Origin of the sequence: Mesorhizobium sp. C277A (assembly GCF_040324395.1) — a bacterium.
Classification (GTDB): Bacteria; Pseudomonadota; Alphaproteobacteria; order Rhizobiales; family Rhizobiaceae; genus Mesorhizobium.
This window is the reverse complement of sequence record NZ_JAMYVW010000002.1, coordinates 5,859,462-5,875,050: the sequence shown is the minus strand read 5'-3', so window position 1 is coordinate 5,875,050 and position 15,589 is coordinate 5,859,462. Positions and strand designations below refer to the sequence as shown.

At 63.6% G+C, this 15,589-nt stretch carries 16 protein-coding genes; 12 read left to right on the top strand and 4 right to left on the bottom strand.

Annotated features, from left to right (window positions below; all coding sequences use genetic code 11):
- Window positions 1-148: 148 nt before the first annotated feature.
- The 7 genes from dnaA to NKK52_RS28850 all read left to right on the top strand — a co-directional run bounded on the left by dnaA (window position 149) and on the right by NKK52_RS28850 (window position 7,168).
- Window positions 149-1,624, top strand: a complete 1,476-nt coding sequence (dnaA, locus tag NKK52_RS28880) for a chromosomal replication initiator protein DnaA (RefSeq protein WP_023681996.1) — start codon at window positions 149-151, stop codon at window positions 1,622-1,624.
- A 277-nt stretch (window positions 1,625-1,901) separates the two neighbouring features.
- The gene (dnaN, locus tag NKK52_RS28875) at window positions 1,902-3,020 is read left to right on the top strand and encodes a DNA polymerase III subunit beta (RefSeq protein WP_023669575.1); all 1,119 of its coding nucleotides are present in this window, start codon (window positions 1,902-1,904) and stop codon (window positions 3,018-3,020) included.
- A gap of 62 nt (window positions 3,021-3,082) precedes the next feature.
- On the top strand, window positions 3,083-4,228 hold the full coding sequence (recF, locus tag NKK52_RS28870; RefSeq protein WP_023681997.1) for a DNA replication/repair protein RecF: 1,146 nt from the start codon (window positions 3,083-3,085) through the stop codon (window positions 4,226-4,228).
- 31 nt (window positions 4,229-4,259) lie between these two features.
- Window positions 4,260-5,015 carry a molybdopterin-synthase adenylyltransferase MoeB gene (locus NKK52_RS28865; RefSeq protein WP_023681998.1) on the top strand — a complete coding sequence of 252 codons (756 nt, stop codon included), beginning with the start codon at window positions 4,260-4,262 and terminating at the stop codon, window positions 5,013-5,015.
- A gap of 4 nt (window positions 5,016-5,019) precedes the next feature.
- Entirely contained in the window at window positions 5,020-5,508 is a 489-nt protein-coding gene (locus tag NKK52_RS28860) for a GNAT family N-acetyltransferase (protein WP_023681999.1), read from the top strand.
- Window positions 5,505-6,758, top strand: coding sequence for an aconitase X (locus tag NKK52_RS28855; protein ID WP_023682000.1), 1,254 nt, complete (start codon window positions 5,505-5,507; stop codon window positions 6,756-6,758). The genes NKK52_RS28860 and NKK52_RS28855 overlap by 4 nt, the downstream gene beginning before the upstream one ends.
- A complete protein-coding gene (locus NKK52_RS28850) occupies window positions 6,755-7,168 on the top strand; it encodes an aconitase X swivel domain-containing protein (protein WP_023682001.1) in 414 nt (137 codons plus the stop codon). Before NKK52_RS28855 ends, NKK52_RS28850 begins: the two co-directional genes overlap by 4 nt.
- 12 nt (window positions 7,169-7,180) lie before the next feature.
- On the opposite strand, the gene NKK52_RS28845 is transcribed toward NKK52_RS28850, so the two are convergent.
- Window positions 7,181-8,182, bottom strand: a complete 1,002-nt coding sequence (locus tag NKK52_RS28845) for a 2-hydroxyacid dehydrogenase (protein WP_023682002.1) — start codon at window positions 8,180-8,182, stop codon at window positions 7,181-7,183.
- Between the two features lie 157 nt (window positions 8,183-8,339).
- On the opposite strand from NKK52_RS28845, the gene NKK52_RS28840 reads away from it, so the two are divergent.
- The gene (locus NKK52_RS28840) at window positions 8,340-8,897 is read left to right on the top strand and encodes an SH3 domain-containing protein (protein WP_023669569.1); all 558 of its coding nucleotides are present in this window, start codon (window positions 8,340-8,342) and stop codon (window positions 8,895-8,897) included.
- A gap of 13 nt (window positions 8,898-8,910) precedes the next feature.
- Here the strand turns inward: NKK52_RS28840 and NKK52_RS28835 are convergent, their stop codons facing one another.
- The gene (locus tag NKK52_RS28835) at window positions 8,911-9,270 is read right to left on the bottom strand and encodes a DUF4260 domain-containing protein (RefSeq protein WP_023682003.1); all 360 of its coding nucleotides are present in this window, start codon (window positions 9,268-9,270) and stop codon (window positions 8,911-8,913) included.
- A 10-nt stretch (window positions 9,271-9,280) separates the two neighbouring features.
- Window positions 9,281-9,712: an iron response transcriptional regulator IrrA gene (gene irrA / locus NKK52_RS28830; RefSeq protein ID WP_031193300.1), complete on the bottom strand. Its 432-nt coding sequence runs from the start codon at window positions 9,710-9,712 to the stop codon at window positions 9,281-9,283.
- A 343-nt stretch (window positions 9,713-10,055) separates the two neighbouring features.
- On the opposite strand from irrA, the gene fabA reads away from it, so the two are divergent.
- From fabA to NKK52_RS28810, 4 genes are all read left to right on the top strand, one after another.
- On the top strand, window positions 10,056-10,571 hold the full coding sequence (fabA, locus tag NKK52_RS28825; protein WP_023669566.1) for a 3-hydroxyacyl-[acyl-carrier-protein] dehydratase FabA: 516 nt from the start codon (window positions 10,056-10,058) through the stop codon (window positions 10,569-10,571).
- Window positions 10,572-10,693: 122 nt separating this feature from the next.
- Entirely contained in the window at window positions 10,694-11,914 is a 1,221-nt protein-coding gene (fabB, locus tag NKK52_RS28820; protein ID WP_023682004.1) for a beta-ketoacyl-ACP synthase I, read from the top strand.
- Between the two features lie 33 nt (window positions 11,915-11,947).
- Window positions 11,948-12,760, top strand: coding sequence for an enoyl-ACP reductase FabI (gene fabI / locus NKK52_RS28815; RefSeq protein WP_023669564.1), 813 nt, complete (start codon window positions 11,948-11,950; stop codon window positions 12,758-12,760).
- 183 nt (window positions 12,761-12,943) lie between these two features.
- Window positions 12,944-14,497, top strand: a complete 1,554-nt coding sequence (locus NKK52_RS28810; protein WP_023669563.1) for a putative bifunctional diguanylate cyclase/phosphodiesterase — start codon at window positions 12,944-12,946, stop codon at window positions 14,495-14,497.
- Between the two features lie 16 nt (window positions 14,498-14,513).
- On the opposite strand, the gene NKK52_RS28805 is transcribed toward NKK52_RS28810, so the two are convergent.
- Window positions 14,514-15,527 (bottom strand): class I SAM-dependent methyltransferase, encoded by a 1,014-nt coding sequence (locus NKK52_RS28805; RefSeq protein WP_023715304.1) that lies wholly within the window; start codon window positions 15,525-15,527, stop codon window positions 14,514-14,516.
- Window positions 15,528-15,589 lie beyond the last annotated feature (62 nt).

Here is a 15,589-nt window from a genome sequence, read left to right as displayed (position 1 = left end):
ACGGTCGCCGGAAACATGGGTGCAGGAGGCGCACTCCCGGCGGAAAAAAGGTACAAAGGAAAAGGGACGCACAATCATGCAGAGCGGCATCGAGCGGGAGCTTACGGGCGACCTGCCATTTCCCGGAACATTGGTCGGAGCGCACGATATGGCGGCTTCCAGCGACGCGGAACAGAAGTTCGACCGGGTCAAGGCCCAGTTGAAGGCGCGCCTGGGAACCGAGGTCTATTCGAGCTGGTTCGGCCGTATGAAGGTGGCTGAGGCTTCCCGGGGCATTGTACGCATCTCGGTGCCCACGGCCTTCCTGCGCTCGTGGATCAATGGCCATTATCTCGATCTCATCGCCGATCTGTGGAAGCACGAGGATCCCGAAATCCTCAAGATCGAGATGGTCGTGCGCACCGCGACCCGTCCTGCCCGCAATGGCGTCGTCGAACCCGAGGCCGTGCCGGCGCGCAAGATGACCAAGCATACGCAGACCGCATTGGCGGCCGGCACGGTCGGCCCCGGCAGGGTGGAGCGGGCGCCCGCCCCTCGTCCCGGCACGCCGATCGAGAGCGAATTCCGGCACAATGTGCTGGGGTCGCCGCTCGACCCGCGCTACACGTTCGGCTCCTTCATCGAAGGCCCGTCGAACCGGGTGGCTTTCGCCGCAGCCAAAGCCGTGGCGGAATCGCAGTCGAGCGCGGTGCGCTTCAACCCGCTGTTCCTTCATGCGACCGTCGGGCTCGGCAAGACGCACCTTTTGCAGGCGATTGCGGCCGAATCCCTGAAACAGAACCCGAAATCGCGCGTCGTCTATCTGACGGCCGAATATTTCATGTGGCGCTTCGCCACCGCGATCCGCGACAACAATGCGCTGACGCTGAAGGAACAGCTGCGCGACATCGACCTCTTGATCATCGACGACATGCAGTTCCTGCAGGGCAAGTCGATCCAGCACGAATTCTGCCATCTCATCAACATGCTGCTCGACAGCGCCAAGCAAGTGGTGGTTGCCGCTGACAGGCCGCCGTCGGAACTGGAATCGCTGGAACCGCGGGTGCGCTCGCGCCTCAATGGCGGTGTCGCGCTGGAAATGTCGGCGCCGGACTTCGCCATGCGCATAGGCATGCTCAAACTTCGGCTTGCCACCGCCAAGGTTGACGATGCATCGCTCAATATTTCGGAGGAGATCCTCAACCATGTCGCCCGCACGGTGACCGGCAGCGGTCGTGAGCTGGAGGGCGCGTTCAACCAACTGCTGTTTCGTCAGTCGTTCGAGCCGGCGATCACCATCGACCGCATCGACGAGATCCTGGGGCACATCTATCGCTCTGGCGAGCCGAAGCGGGTGCGCATCGAGGACATCCAGCGCATCGTGGCGCGCCACTACAATGTGTCGAAGACCGAGTTGCTGTCCAACCGGCGCACGCGCACCATCGTGAAGCCCAGGCAGGTCGCCATGTACCTGTCGAAGGTATTGACGCCGCGCTCGCTGCCGGAGATCGGCCGGCGGTTCGGCGGGCGCGACCACACCACGGTGCTGCATGCGGTGCGCAAGATCGAGGACCTTTCCGGCGTCGACAACACGCTGGCGCAGGAACTGGAACTGTTGCGCAGGCTGATCAACGACCAAGCCTGATCGGCGCGGCAAACGGTCGTCGCGCTTTAAATTTTCTTGTTTTGATGCATGTCGTTGTCCCAAAACCGCTGCGCAGTTTTCGGCGACATGCATCGGTTGCCGGCCAACGTCCGCTTTATCCCCAGAAAGCCCGCTTAACCGGCGCGAACCGGTGGCCCGGACTTGCGTTTGCTGGCTTTTTCCTGTCAGTTTGCATAGATTCTGAGCCTGTTCAGACCTTTCGCGGGGCGCCGCCCACTGGTGACCCGTCCATTCATTCAAGCGAGCCTGTTTCGTCATGCGTGTTATCCTGGAACGGTCCAATCTCCTGAAGTCGCTCAACCACGTTCATCGCGTGGTCGAGCGGCGCAATACCATACCGATCCTGTCGAACGTGCTGCTCAGCGCCGAGGGCGCCAGCCTTGAAATGAAAGCCACCGACCTCGACCTCGAAGTGACCGAAGCGACGCCGGCAAAGGTCGAGCGCGGCGGGGCGACGACGGTTCCGGCGCACCTGCTCTACGACATCGTGCGCAAGCTGGCCGACGGCGCCGAAGTGATGCTGAAGACCGACGAGGACGGCAACGCCATGACGGTAACGTCGGGCCGCTCGAGCTTTCGCCTGCAATGCCTGCCGCAGTCCGATTTCCCGGAGCTTTCGGCGGGATCCTTCTCACACATCTTCCGGCTCGATTCCGTCGCCCTGAGAGGCCTTATCGAAAAGACCCAGTTCGCCATCTCCACCGAAGAGACGCGCTACTATCTCAACGGCATCTACCTGCACACGCATGAAACTGGCGGCAAGCTGAAGCTGCGTTCGGTGGCGACCGACGGCCACCGCCTGGCGCGCGCCGAGATCGACGCTCCGGCCGGGTCCGAAGGCATGCCGGGCATCATCATTCCGCGCAAGACGGTCAGCGAATTGCAGAAGCTGGTCGACGATCCCGATGTCGCGGTGACCACCGAATTGTCCGACACCAAGATCCGCTTCACCATCGGCAGCGTGGTTCTGACCTCGAAGCTGATCGACGGCACTTTCCCGGACTACCAGCGCGTCATTCCGACCGGCAACGACAAGAAGCTGATCATCGACCGCCAGAGCTTCGCCGCCGCCGTCGATCGCGTCTCGACCATTTCCTCCGAGCGCGGCCGCGCGGTGAAGCTTTCGATCACCGAAGGCCAGGTGACGCTTGCCGTCAACAATCCGGATTCGGGCAGCGCCACCGAGGAACTGGCCGCTGATTACTCCTCAGACCCGATCGAGATCGGCTTCAACGCCAAATATCTGCTCGACGTCGCTGCTCAACTGACCGGCACGGAAGCCAAGTTCATGCTGGCCGATGCCGGTTCGCCGACGCTGATCCACGACATGGCCGATGAGACCGCGCTCTACGTGCTGATGCCGATGCGGGTGTAGCAGCCGCACTGCGGCACACTGCAGCATAATTGATTGCGGCGACTTCTACAGGCGGATAGCGGTTGCCGGAACAAAGTCACATAAGGAAGCTAACACTTACGAATTTCCGCAACTATGCGGCGCTGTCGATCGGCTTTTCCCCCGGCCCTGTGGTGTTTTCCGGCGACAATGGCGCCGGCAAGACCAATCTTCTGGAAGCCATCTCCCTGCTGACGCCGGGCCGCGGCCTGCGCCGTGCGCCCTATGTCGACGTGGCCCGCGAAGGCGGCGATGGCGGCTTTGCGCTCCACGCAAGGCTCGACGGGCCGGAGGGACAGGTCGAGATCGGCACCGGCATCACCGGGGGTGAAGCGGCCGGCGAGGGCGGTCGCAAGGTGCGCATCAATGGCGCGCCGGCACGGTCGGCAGACGCCATGCTGGAATGGCTGCGCGTCGTCTGGCTGACGCCGGCCATGGACGGCCTGTTCCCCGGACCTGCCGCCGACCGGCGGCGCTTTCTCGACCGGCTGGTTTTGGCTGTCGATCCCGGCCACGGCCAGCGTGCGCTCGATTACGAGAAGGCGATGCGCGGACGTAACCGCTTGCTTACGGAAGGCTCGCGCGACGGCGCCTGGTTCGACGCCATCGAGATGCAGATGGCCGAAACCGGCGTGGCGATCGCGGCTGCGCGCGCCGAACTGGTACGCCTGCTTACCGCCATGATCGACAGGCTGCCTTCCAGCGGGCCGTTTCCGCAGGCCGACATCAGCCTCTCCGGCGACCTTGAAAGCGACGTCGCCACAGCACCCGCCGTGGATGTCGAGGAACGCTATCGCGCCGCCCTTGCCGACGGCCGCGAGCGCGACCGCGCCGCCGGACGCACGTTCGATGGCCCGCACCGTTCGGATCTGCTGGTGCGCCACCGCCCCAAGGCGATGCCGGCCGAACTCTGCTCGACCGGAGAGCAGAAGGCGCTGCTGGTCGGCATCGTGTTGTCGCACGCAAGGCTGACCGGCGAGATGTCGGGGATGACGCCGATCCTGTTGCTCGACGAGATTGCCGCGCATCTCGATGCCGGCCGGCGCGCCGCGCTGTTCTCGATCCTGGAAGAGCTGAGCTGCCAGGCCTTCATGACCGGAACCGACGCCGCGCTGTTTTCCAGCCTGAGGGGACGCGCGCAGTTCCTCAACGTCGACCACGGCACGGTTGGGCCAACCGAAGAGACCTGACAAGCTTTTTGCTCCGCTATATGGTCCGGCAATGACCCCTGCCGCCCTCACCGACGAAGAGCTCGAACGCTATGCCCGCCACATCGTGCTGCCCGAGATCGGCGGCGCCGGCCAGCAGAGGCTGAAGCGGGCGCGGGTACTGGTGATCGGCGCCGGCGGCCTCGGCGCGCCGGTGCTGGAATATCTCGCTGCCGCCGGCGTCGGCACGCTTGGAATCGTCGACGACGATATTGTCTCGCTGTCCAATCTGCAGCGGCAAGTGATCCACGCCACCCATACGGTCGGCACGGCGAAGACCGAGAGCGCCAAAGCAGCGATCGCCCGGATCAATCCCCATGTCGCGGTGGAATTGCACGATTTCAGGCTGACGGCCGACAATGCTGCCGTTCTCGTCGCGCGCTACGACGTGGTCGTCGACGGCTCCGACAATTTCGAGACGCGCTATGTGGTGGCGGATGCCTGCGCGGCGGAAAAGCGGCCGCTCGTGCATGCCGCCGTCGGCCGCTTCGACGGCTCGGTGACGGTGTTGATGCCGTTCGGGACCGGCGCCGACGGCAGACCGAACCCTGGATATCGCGACCTCTTTCCTGAAGCGCCGCCGGAAGGACTGGTGCCGTCCTGCGCGGTGGCCGGGGTCGTCGGTGCGCTGACCGGCGTCATCGGCACCTTGCAGGCAATGGAAGCCATCAAGCTGATCACCGGTATCGGCGAACCACTGGTCGGCCGGCTGCTGCTCTACGATGCGCTGTCGGCGCGCTTCGACACGATCCGCTACAAGAGAAGCTGACCGCATGGATCAGCCTGCCAGTGTTTTGGTCACGCAGTTCGCCCCCGGCTTCGACCGCTGGGACGAACTGCTCAGCCTGATCATGCGCGCCTTTGCACCGATGGACGGCGTCATCGACCCGCCCTCCTCTGCGCATCTGCTGTGCGTCGAAAGCCTGAGGGACAAGGCTGGGCGGGAAACGGTGTTCGTGGCTCTGCAGGGCGGCCAGATCGCAGGCTGCGTTTTTGCGCTGGAGAGACCCGATGATTTCTATATCGGCAAGTTCGCCGTCGAACTCGGGCTTCAGGGCCAAGGCATCGGCAGACGATTGATGCAGGCTGTCGAGGACCTTGCCCGCAACCGCAACAAACCCGGCATCGAACTGCAGACGCGGGTCGAGCTCACGGCAAATCACGCAACCTTTGCGCGTCTCGGCTTCCGCGAAACCGCGCGCACGGCGCATGACGGTTATGACCGGCCGACCTCGATCACCATGCGCAAGGAGTTCGCGTGAGCCTCGCCCTCAGCGCACAGGAGCAGACAATCGCCTCCGGCCATGACGGGGCGGCGATGGCGATGCGCATCGTTGCCGAAAGCGCTGCGCTGCTCGGCGCGCCGCGACTGATCCCGATCGCCTCGACGCATATAGACGGCGCGCTCTATCACGGCGATTCCGGCACGCTGTTTGCCGAAAGGCTGGTCGATGGCGGCGCCAGGGTCGCGGTGCGCTCGACGCTCAATGTCGGCGCGCTCGACCTGATGGGCTGCTCGCGCGTGCGCCTCGAAGAGCCGGCGCGCGGCATGGCGCGACGAATGATGGAGGCCTACCGCAAACTGGGCTGCGAGCAGAGCTGGACCTGCGCGCCCTATCAGGCCGGCCACAGGCCAGCGCTTGGCAGCGATGTCGCCTGGGGTGAATCCAACGCGGTGGTGTTCTGCAATTCGGTGCTGGGGGCACGCACCAACCGCTATGGCGACTTCCTCGACATCGCCTGCGCCATATCGGGCCGCGCGCCGGATTACGGCCTGCATCGCCCCGAGAACCGGCAGGCACGGCTGGTGTTCGATGTGTCCGGCCTCTCCGCCTCGTTCCTTGGTTCGGAGATCGCCTGGCCGGTGCTGGGCAACCTCTACGGCCGTGAGGTCGGCAACGCGGTCGGCGTCGTCACCGGCATATCCAGCCATCCCGGCGAGGATGCGCTGAAGGCCTTCGGCGCGGCGGCGGCATCGTCGGGCGCCGTCGGCCTGTTCCATATCGCTGGGGTAACGCCAGAAGCGCCCGACGCCGAGACCATCCTGGTGGGCGGCAGGCCGGAAACGATGATCCGCGTAACGCCGGAGATGGCCATGAAGGCCCGCGCCGGCCTGTCCACCGCAGCCACGCAGACCGCCATCGATGCCGTGGCGATCGGCAGTCCGCATCTGTCTTTGGCCGAATTCGATGCACTTGAGCGGCTGATTGGCGGGCGGCGGCTCAGCGTGCCGATTTACGCCTGCACCGGCCGCCACGTGCTCACCAGGCTGGAGCAGAACGGCAAGCGCAAGATGCTCGAAGCCAGCGGCGTCATCATCGTCGCCGACACCTGCGTGGTGGTGACGCCGATCCTGCCGAATCTGGCCGGCGGCGTGCTGATGACCAATTCGGGAAAATTCGCGCACTACGCGCCGGGCAATACCGGTTACGCCGTGCTTTACGGCTCGCTGGCCGACTGCGTGGAAAGCGCGGTTGCCGGTAAGCCCAGGTTTACGGATATCGCCGCATGAGCGCCGTCGCTGAAATCCTGGTGCCGGGCAGCGGAGGCGAAGGGCTGGCCTTGGTGCTGATGGCGCCGATCAGCTTCTGGGGCGGCGTCGATCCGAAGAGCGGCCGCATCGCCGATGTCCGTCACCCGCAGCATGGCGAGACCATTTCCGGGCGTGTGCTGTTCCTGCCCGGCACGATCGGCTCGTCCTCAGCGTCAGCCGTGCTGATGGAACTCGTCCACAATGGCCATGCGCCGACGGCACTCGTGCTGCACGAGCCGGACGCGATCCTGCTGCTTGGCTTGATTGTGGCCAGGGAAATGGGCTGGCCGACGCCGGTAGCGCTCAGGCTCAGGCGCGACGCTTTTGAGGCCTATCGCGGCAAGCGTGTGAGTGTCGCGGCGGATGGCGCCCTCACAACCGCATCCTGAACGCGGCCCGCTTCAAGTCCATAGCGGCAGCACGCGGTCCGGCGGCCGGTGGCCGTCGAAGAAGGCGCGGATGTTGATGATCACCTTCTCGCCCATGTCGATGCGGCCCTCGATCGTCGCAGAACCCATATGCGGCAAAAGCACGACTTTGTTCTTGGCGGCAAGCTTCAGCAGTTTCGAGTTCAGCGCCGGTTCGTGCTCGTAGACGTCGAGGCCGGCGCCGGCGATCTTGCCGTCCTGGATCAGCTTGACCAGCGCTTCCTCGTCGATGATGTCGCCGCGCGCGGTGTTGACCACATAGGCGGTGGGCTGAAGCAGAGCTAGGCGCCGCGCCGAAAGCAGATGAAAGGTCGCCGGCGTCGACGGGCAGTTGATCGAGATGATGTCCATGCGGGCAAGCATCTGGTCGAGGCTTTCCCAATAGGTCGCCTCCAGCCCTTCCTCGACCGCCGGCAGCACGCGATGGCGGTTATGGTAGTGGATCGACAGGCCGAAAGCCTTGGCGCGCCTCGCAACCGCAGTGCCGATGCGGCCCATGCCGACGATACCGAGGCGCTTGCCCCAGATGCGCCGGCCGAGCATCCAGGTCGGCGACCAACCGGCCCATTTCTTGTCGCTGGTGAGCACATTGGCGCCTTCGGCCAGCCGCCGCGGCCCGGCCAGCATCAGCGCCATGGTCATGTCGGCCGTATCCTCGGTCAGCACGTTCGGCGTGTTGGTGACGGTAATGCCTTTCCTGGCCGCCGCCGCCACATCGATCTTGTCGACGCCATTTCCGAAATTGGCGATCAGCTTGAGATTGTCGCCGGCCTGGGCAATCAGCGCCGCATCGATCTGGTCGGTGATGGTCGGCACCAGCACATCGGCTTCCTTGATCGCCGCGACCAGCTCCGGCTGCGTCATCGGGCGGTCCTCGACATTCAGCCTGGCGTCGAAGAGTTCGCGCATGCGGGTCTCGACCGGATCGGGCAGCTTGCGCGTGATGACGACGAGAGGCCGTTTTTTGCCTGCCATTGTTTCCTCGAACCCGATCTCGTTGAGACCTCTTTAACCAAGACAGGCGAAACTGAATACCGGTCGCGGTGCCTGCCACTCCTGTAACAAGCGGTGCCGCCGAAGACAAAGAAAAAGGGGCGCCCGGACCAAAGGGCACGCGCCGAAAGGAATGAAAGTGTCTGGTTTCGCGTCGCTTCGCCTGATCCTCAGCGCAGCGCTTCTCGGCGCTCTCCTGCATTCCCCGCAAGCCGCGGCGCAAGGTGCCGCCGCACCTGTGCAGACGGTCACGCTCGGGCCGAGCGGCCTGCCGCTGCCGCGTTTCGTCAGCCTGAAATCGGCTCGCGTCAACTCGCGCGTTGGCCCCGGCGCCAACTATTCCGTCGACTGGATGTACACAAAGGCCGGCCTGCCGATGGAAATCATCCAGGAATTCGATACCTGGCGGCGGGTGCGCGATGCCGATGGCTCGGAGGGTTGGATCAACCAGTCGCTGCTGTCCGGCCGCCGGACCGCGATCGTCGCCCCTTGGCAACGCACCAAAGGTGGCCGAATCAATCTGCTCGACGATGCCGATAAGGACGCCAGCGTCATCGCCATCATCGAGCCGGGCGTTACGGGCACGATCAAAACCTGCGATGGCCAGTGGTGCGAAATGACCTTCGACGGCCACACCGGCTGGATCGCCCAGTCGCAGGTGTGGGGCGCCTATCCCGGCGAGCACGTCAAGAATTGAGATTGCTGGAGGCCTAACGGCCGATACGGCCGAGATGGGTGTCCTGAAAACCGGTCGACAGTTTGAGACCGTAGCCGAGCGCGCGGTCGACGGCGATGTGGATGATCCAGATCAGACCAATCGCGGTCGCCGTCGAATTGGCCAGAACATATCCGGCGAGGGCCAGCAACAGCGGGACGATCAGGATGTGCAACGCGTTGTAAGCGACAGCGCCGATCCGTGCCCCGGCGAGATAGCCCAGCATCGACAGGTCGGGCGCCAGAATAAGCAGGGCGAACAGCCACCAGGAAACGCCTGACGCGGCATAGGCGAGTATAGCCACGACCGCGACCGCAACCCATTCGAGCCGGATTGCAAAATCGACAGGTTTCACGGGTTGGGGCTTAAACGCTGCGCTTCGGGCGCAGCCTCACCACGATGTCGACATTGGCGATCTCCATGCCTGCGGGTGGCTCCGGCAGGTTGGAGACGGTCACCGGACCGCTTTCTATATCGAAGATCCTGTTTTCGCCTTCGATGTAAAAATGATGGTGATCGGAGGTGTTGGTGTCGAAATAGGTCTTGGACCCCTCGACCGCCAGGATGCGCAGCAGGCCGGCCTGGGTGAACTGGTGAAGCGCGTTGTAGACGGTGGCGAGCGAGACCGGCACGCCGGCGGCGACCGCCTCTTCATGCAGTTCCTCGGCCGAAAGGTGGCGGTCGCCCTTGGCAAACAGCAGATCGGCCAGCGCAATGCGTTGGCGTGTCGGCCTAAGGCCGGCTTCGCGAACCCGCTTGTCCACAGCGACATTTTCCTTCCGGCCGCCCAGATCCATCTATCCGTCCAAGCCCACAGTTCTGCCTCAAGACACGCCCAGAGTGGCGAAAAAACGTCATCAACCGAAACTGGATACCTCCCGACATATATTCTGTTGGCGGAATACGATCAATAGAGCGACGTGCGTCCAGTTGGACGCACTAAGTGCGCTCTATCGCTTTTTGGCGTCGCATCGTGCTTTCCGGAATCGAGATCGATTTCGGGCCGATGCGAGAGCGCGCATTGACCCGGGCAGACGGGCGGGTTAAGCGCAAACGCCGGTTTCCGGACCGAAAGGGATTGTGTTAGGAAACCAACGACAAGGGCGCCCCACCGCCCGGGACATTATGGGGACGAGACATATGGCGGGTTCGAAATCCAGCTACGGTTATGAGGAATTGCTTGCCTGCGCCCGCGGCGAGCTGTTTGGGCCCGGCAACGCCCAGCTGCCCTATCCGCCGATGCTGATGTTCGACCGCATCACCGAGATCAGCGAGACCGGCGGCGCCCACGACAAGGGCTTCATCCGCGCCGAATTCGACATCAAGCCGGACCTGTGGTTTTTCGCCTGCCATTTCATCGGCAATCCGATCATGCCGGGGTGCCTGGGCCTCGACGCCATGTGGCAATTGACGGGTTTCTACCTCGGCTGGCTCGGCGAGCCGGGCAAGGGAATGGCGCTGTCGACCGGCGAAGTGAAGTTCAAGGGGATGGTGACGCCTTCGGTCAAGAAAGTGGAATACGGCATCGATTTCAAGCGCGTCATGCGCGGACGCCTGGTTCTCGGCATCGCCGATGGCTGGCTTAAAGCCGACGGCGAACCCATATACGCGGCGACAGACCTCAAAGTGGGGCTGTCCAAGCAATCGGCCGCCTGACCGGCGCCACTGCAGCAGGGCGTTCCCGGACGCGCAACGACGCTGCGGCATTTTGGTTTTGCGTATGATCGCCGGCGAAAACCGACTAGGGTTTCGGGATCATCCGCTGGAAGGAGTTGCGAATGAGAAGGGTCGTCGTCACAGGCCTCGGCATCGTATCGTCGATCGGCAACAACGCCAACGAGGTGCAATCCTCGCTCCACGATGCCAAATCAGGCATCAGCTTCTCCGATTCCTTCGCCGAACACGGCTTCCGCTGCCAGGTCTGGGGCGCGCCGACGCTCGACCCGACCCCTATGATCGACCGGCGCGCCATGCGCTTCCTGAGCCAGGGCGCGGCCTGGAACCATGTCGCGATGGACCAGGCGATCGCCGACGCCGGGCTTGGCGAAAGCGACATCACCAATGAGCGCACCGGCATTGTCATGGGCTCGGGTGGCCCCTCGACCCGCACCATCGTCGAGGCTGCCGAGACCACGCTCAAGAACAACAGCCCCAAGCGCATCGGTCCGTTCGCGGTGCCGAAGGCGATGTCGTCGACCGCGTCGGCGACGCTCGCCACCTGGTTCAAGATCCACGGCGTCAACTATTCGATCTCGTCGGCCTGCTCGACCTCGGCGCATTGCATCGGCAACGCCTACGAACTGATCCAGTGGGGCAAGCAGGATGTGATGTTTGCCGGCGGCCATGAGGACCTCGACTGGACGATGTCGGACCTGTTCGATGCCATGGGGGCGATGTCGTCGAAGTATAACGACAAGGCGTCAACAGCTTCCCGCGCGTATGACGCCAATCGCGATGGCTTCGTCATCGCGGGCGGCGCGGGCGTCCTCATCCTGGAGGAGCTCGAACACGCCAAGGCGCGCGGCGCCAAGATCTACGCTGAGATCGTCGGCTATGGCGCGACGTCGGACGGTTACGACATGGTGGCGCCGTCGGGCGAAGGCGCGGTGCGCTGCATGCGCCAGGCTCTAGCGACGGTGTCCGCGCCGGTCGACTACATCAACACCCACGGCACCTCGACGCCGGTCGGCGATTCCCGGGAAATGGGCGCCATCCGAGAGGTGTTCGGCGACAAGATGCCGTTCATCACCTCGACCAAGTCGCTGACCGGCCATTCCCTTGGTGCCGCCGGCGTACAGGAATCGATCTACTCGATCCTGATGATGCAAGGCGGCTTCATCGGCGAGAGCGCCCATATCGAAAACCTCGATCCCGAATTCGAGGGCATGCCGATCGTGCGCAAGCGCATCGACGACGCCAGGATCGACACGGTTTTGTCCAACTCGTTCGGCTTCGGTGGCACCAACGCAACGCTGATTTTCCAGCGCTATTCCGCATAAGGCCAGCGTTTTTTTGTAGGGGGATTGCCGGCCATGGACGGACTGATGAAGGGCAAGCGCGGGCTTGTCATGGGCGTCGCCAACGATCATTCGATCGCCTGGGGCATCGCCAGGAAATTGTCCGAACACGGAGCGGAGCTTGCCTTCACCTATCAGGGCGACGCATTCGGGCGCCGCGTCAAGCCGCTTGCCGAGAAGCTTGGCGCGTCTCTGGTGGTGCCCTGTGACGTCGAGGACAGCGCATCGGTCGCCGCCACCTTCGAGACGCTCGGGAAGGAATGGGGCGGGCTCGACTTCGTCGTCCACGCCATCGGCTTTTCCGACAAGAACGAGCTCAAAGGGCTCTACGCCGACACCAGCCGCGACAATTTCGTCCGCACCATGGTCATCTCCTGCTACTCCTTCACCGAGGTCGCCCGCCATGCCGCCCCGCTGATGAGCGAAGGCGGCGCGATGATCACGCTGACCTATGCCGGCTCTGTCCGCGTCATGCCGAACTACAACGTCATGGGCGTCGCCAAGGCCGGGCTGGAAGCCAGCGTGCGCTATCTCGCCAACGATTATGGCCCGCGCGGCATCCGGGTGAACGGCATATCGGCGGGACCGGTGCGTACTTTGGCCGGCGCCGGAATCTCGGACGCCCGCCACATGTACTCCTACCAGCAGCGCAACTCGCCGCTGCGCCGCACGGTGACCATCGACGAGGTCGGCGGCTCGGCGCTCTATCTTTTGTCCGACCTCTCGTCAGGCGTCACCGGCGAAATCCATTATGTGGATTCCGGCTATCACATCGTGTCGATGCCAACCCTGGATGAGTTGAAGCAGACCGACAGCGTACGCGATTAACTCACCAGTAAAATTAGATGCATCGGCGGAAACTCATTTTAAGGAGATATCCGCTAGAAGTCTTATGGGCTTGGGCTCTGCGCGTTCTTGCTGGGCGCAAAGGATGCTTTAGCCTTTATGAATTTGCGCTTGATATTTCCGAAAGTCGAGTTGATTTCGGGATCATGCGACAGGGACTGAGCAATGCCTGCTGTCAGCAACCCGAAGCGAACACCTGTGTTCCGGCTGCTCACCGTCGCCAGTTCGGGCCTTGGCAGTTTCATCCTTGGGCTTTGGGGCCTCCGGCATGGTTTCGGGGACGGCTTTGCCGGCATGCAGGCGGAAACCATGATCGGCATCGCGTCGGCGCTATGCGCGCTGGCCGCCGCCGGTGCTGCCTTGTCCTTCTTCGCCGGCGTCGATGAATCGGTGGACTACGTTTTCAACGAAACCCATTTTGACAAGCTGACCGGGCTTTTTGCGCGGCCGGCGATGGTCGGCAGGATTGCCGACGCGGCGTCCGCGACGATCAGGACCGGTGAGCCGGTGTTCCTCATCGACATCGACATCGACCGCTTCAAGCAGATCAACGACGCCATCGGCTACAGCCATGGCGACGAACTGATCCGCGGCTTCACCAAGCGGTTGAAGGCCTGCATGCCCGAAGGCGCGGTGATGGGGCGCATCGGCGCCGGCGAGTTCGCTATCCTTGTCTGGGAACACCAACTCCAAAGGTCCATGGAAAGCACCGTCGAAACCATGATCGAGGAGATGCTGAAGCCGTACCAGCTCGATTCCCACCTGCAGTCGGTCGGCCTGTCGGTCGGCATCGTGGCGATGCCAAAGGATGGCGTCGATCCGGTCCTCATCCTGCGCCGCTCCAACCTGGCGCTGCAGAATGCCCGCGCCGGCGGCGTGGGCAACTGGTCGGTCTTCCATTCCGACATGGGCCAGGTCGCCGACTACCGCCACTGGATCGAATCCGAACTGCACATCGCCTTCGTCCGTGGCGATTTCGACCTCCACTACCAGCCGCAGCTCGACCTGCCGACCGGCCGTATCGTCGGCTACGAGGCGCTGATCCGCTGGAAGCACCCGGAACGCGGCATGATCCCGCCGATGGAATTCATTCCGATCGCCGAAGAGACCGGCATGATCCACCCGATCGGCAATTGGGTGCTGAACAAGGCCTGCAGCGATGCCCGTCATTTGCCCGAGGACTGCTTCGTTGCCGTCAACATCTCGCCGGTCCAGTTCATGACCAAGGATTTCGTCGGCATCGTGCGCGATACGATGGCCAGCACCGGCATCAAGCCGTCGCGGCTGGAGCTCGAAGTGACCGAGACGGCGATGATGCAGGACCGCGACCGCGCCGCCACCATCCTGCAGCAGCTTGCCGACATGGGCATTTCGGTGGCCGTCGACGATTTCGGCACCGGCTATTCCAATCTCAGCTACCTGATCGACTTCGCCTTCGGCAAGCTGAAGATCGACCGCTCCTTCGTCAGCCGCATCGACACCGATTCGAATTCGGGCGCCGTCGTCTCTACCATCGTCGGCCTGTCGCGGGCGCTCGGCGTCGGCATCATCGCCGAAGGCGTCGAGACCGAGAACCAGGCGACGCTTTTGCGAGCAGCTGGTTGCGAGATGGTGCAGGGCTATCTGTTCGGCAGGCCGGCGCCGCTCAAGATCAAGCCTGGCGATATCAGACCGACCATTCCCGTCCACGAGCCGGCGCGCATCGTCAGCATGCATTGAGGCGACCGGCACCGTCCTATCGGCGCGCGGAGAAAACCTTGAACATGCCGTCGCGGGCGAGCTCGGCATGGCTGGAGAAGACGGCCTTCAGAACCGGTTCGTAAGGCAGCTGACGGTTCGCCACCATGAACAGCCGCCCGCCCGGCTTCAGCGCCTTGCCCGCCGCCTGGATCATGCCGGCGCCGATTTCCGGCTCGGCCGCCCGGCTGCGATGGAAGGGCGGGTTCATGACGATGGCATCATAGCGCCGCTCGACCGGCTCGCTCAGCAGATCGGTCCAAAAGAAGCCGGGCTCGAAGCCTGTCTGGCCGATATTGCCCTTGGCCGCCTCAAGCGCGTCGAAATCCGCTTCGTAAAGGTCGAGCCCCGTTATACCGGATGAACGTGCCGCGACCTCGGCGGCGACATAACCCCAGCCGGCGCAGAAATCAGCAATGTTGCCGCGCAGGTCTTTGGGCAGGTTGTCGACCAGAAGTTTCGAGCCGGCGTCGATCCGGTCGAAGGAGAACATGCCCGGCGCAGTGCGGAAGCGGTCCTCTACGACCAAGGCAGGATTGGCGACGCGCAGTTTTTCCGCAGGCGCCAGATCGACCGGACGGCGAAGCCAGAAGGCGATGCCGTGATATTTCGGCAGATGCCCTTCGATGGGGACAAGCTCGTCGATGCGCTTGCGCAGGCTGGCGATGCCTTCGTCCTTACCGCCGGCGACAATGATCAGACCGCCCGGCGTGACGCGTTCGATCGCCTCGGCAATACGCATCTCGTTTAGCCCACGATGGCGGCCGGCAAGCACGAGCGCTGCATCGAATGCATCGCCTTCCGAGCGGGGCGTTACCTTGTGACCGGCACGCTCCAGCGCTCGGAGATGCGGCCGGAAACCCTGTGCAAGATGGAGCTCTGCCTCGAAGCCTTCCGGCAAGCGGAAGCCGGGCTCCGCACCCAGGAACAACACACGCTCGCCCTTTTGCGGCAGAGGGAGCCCCTCGGCCTCGAAGGGATGGAACAGTGTCTTCAGCGGCTCAGCGGCCATTCTTCGATTCTCATGTCGTAGACGGGTATTGAACGAAAACGGGCGCGACATAAGCCGCGCCC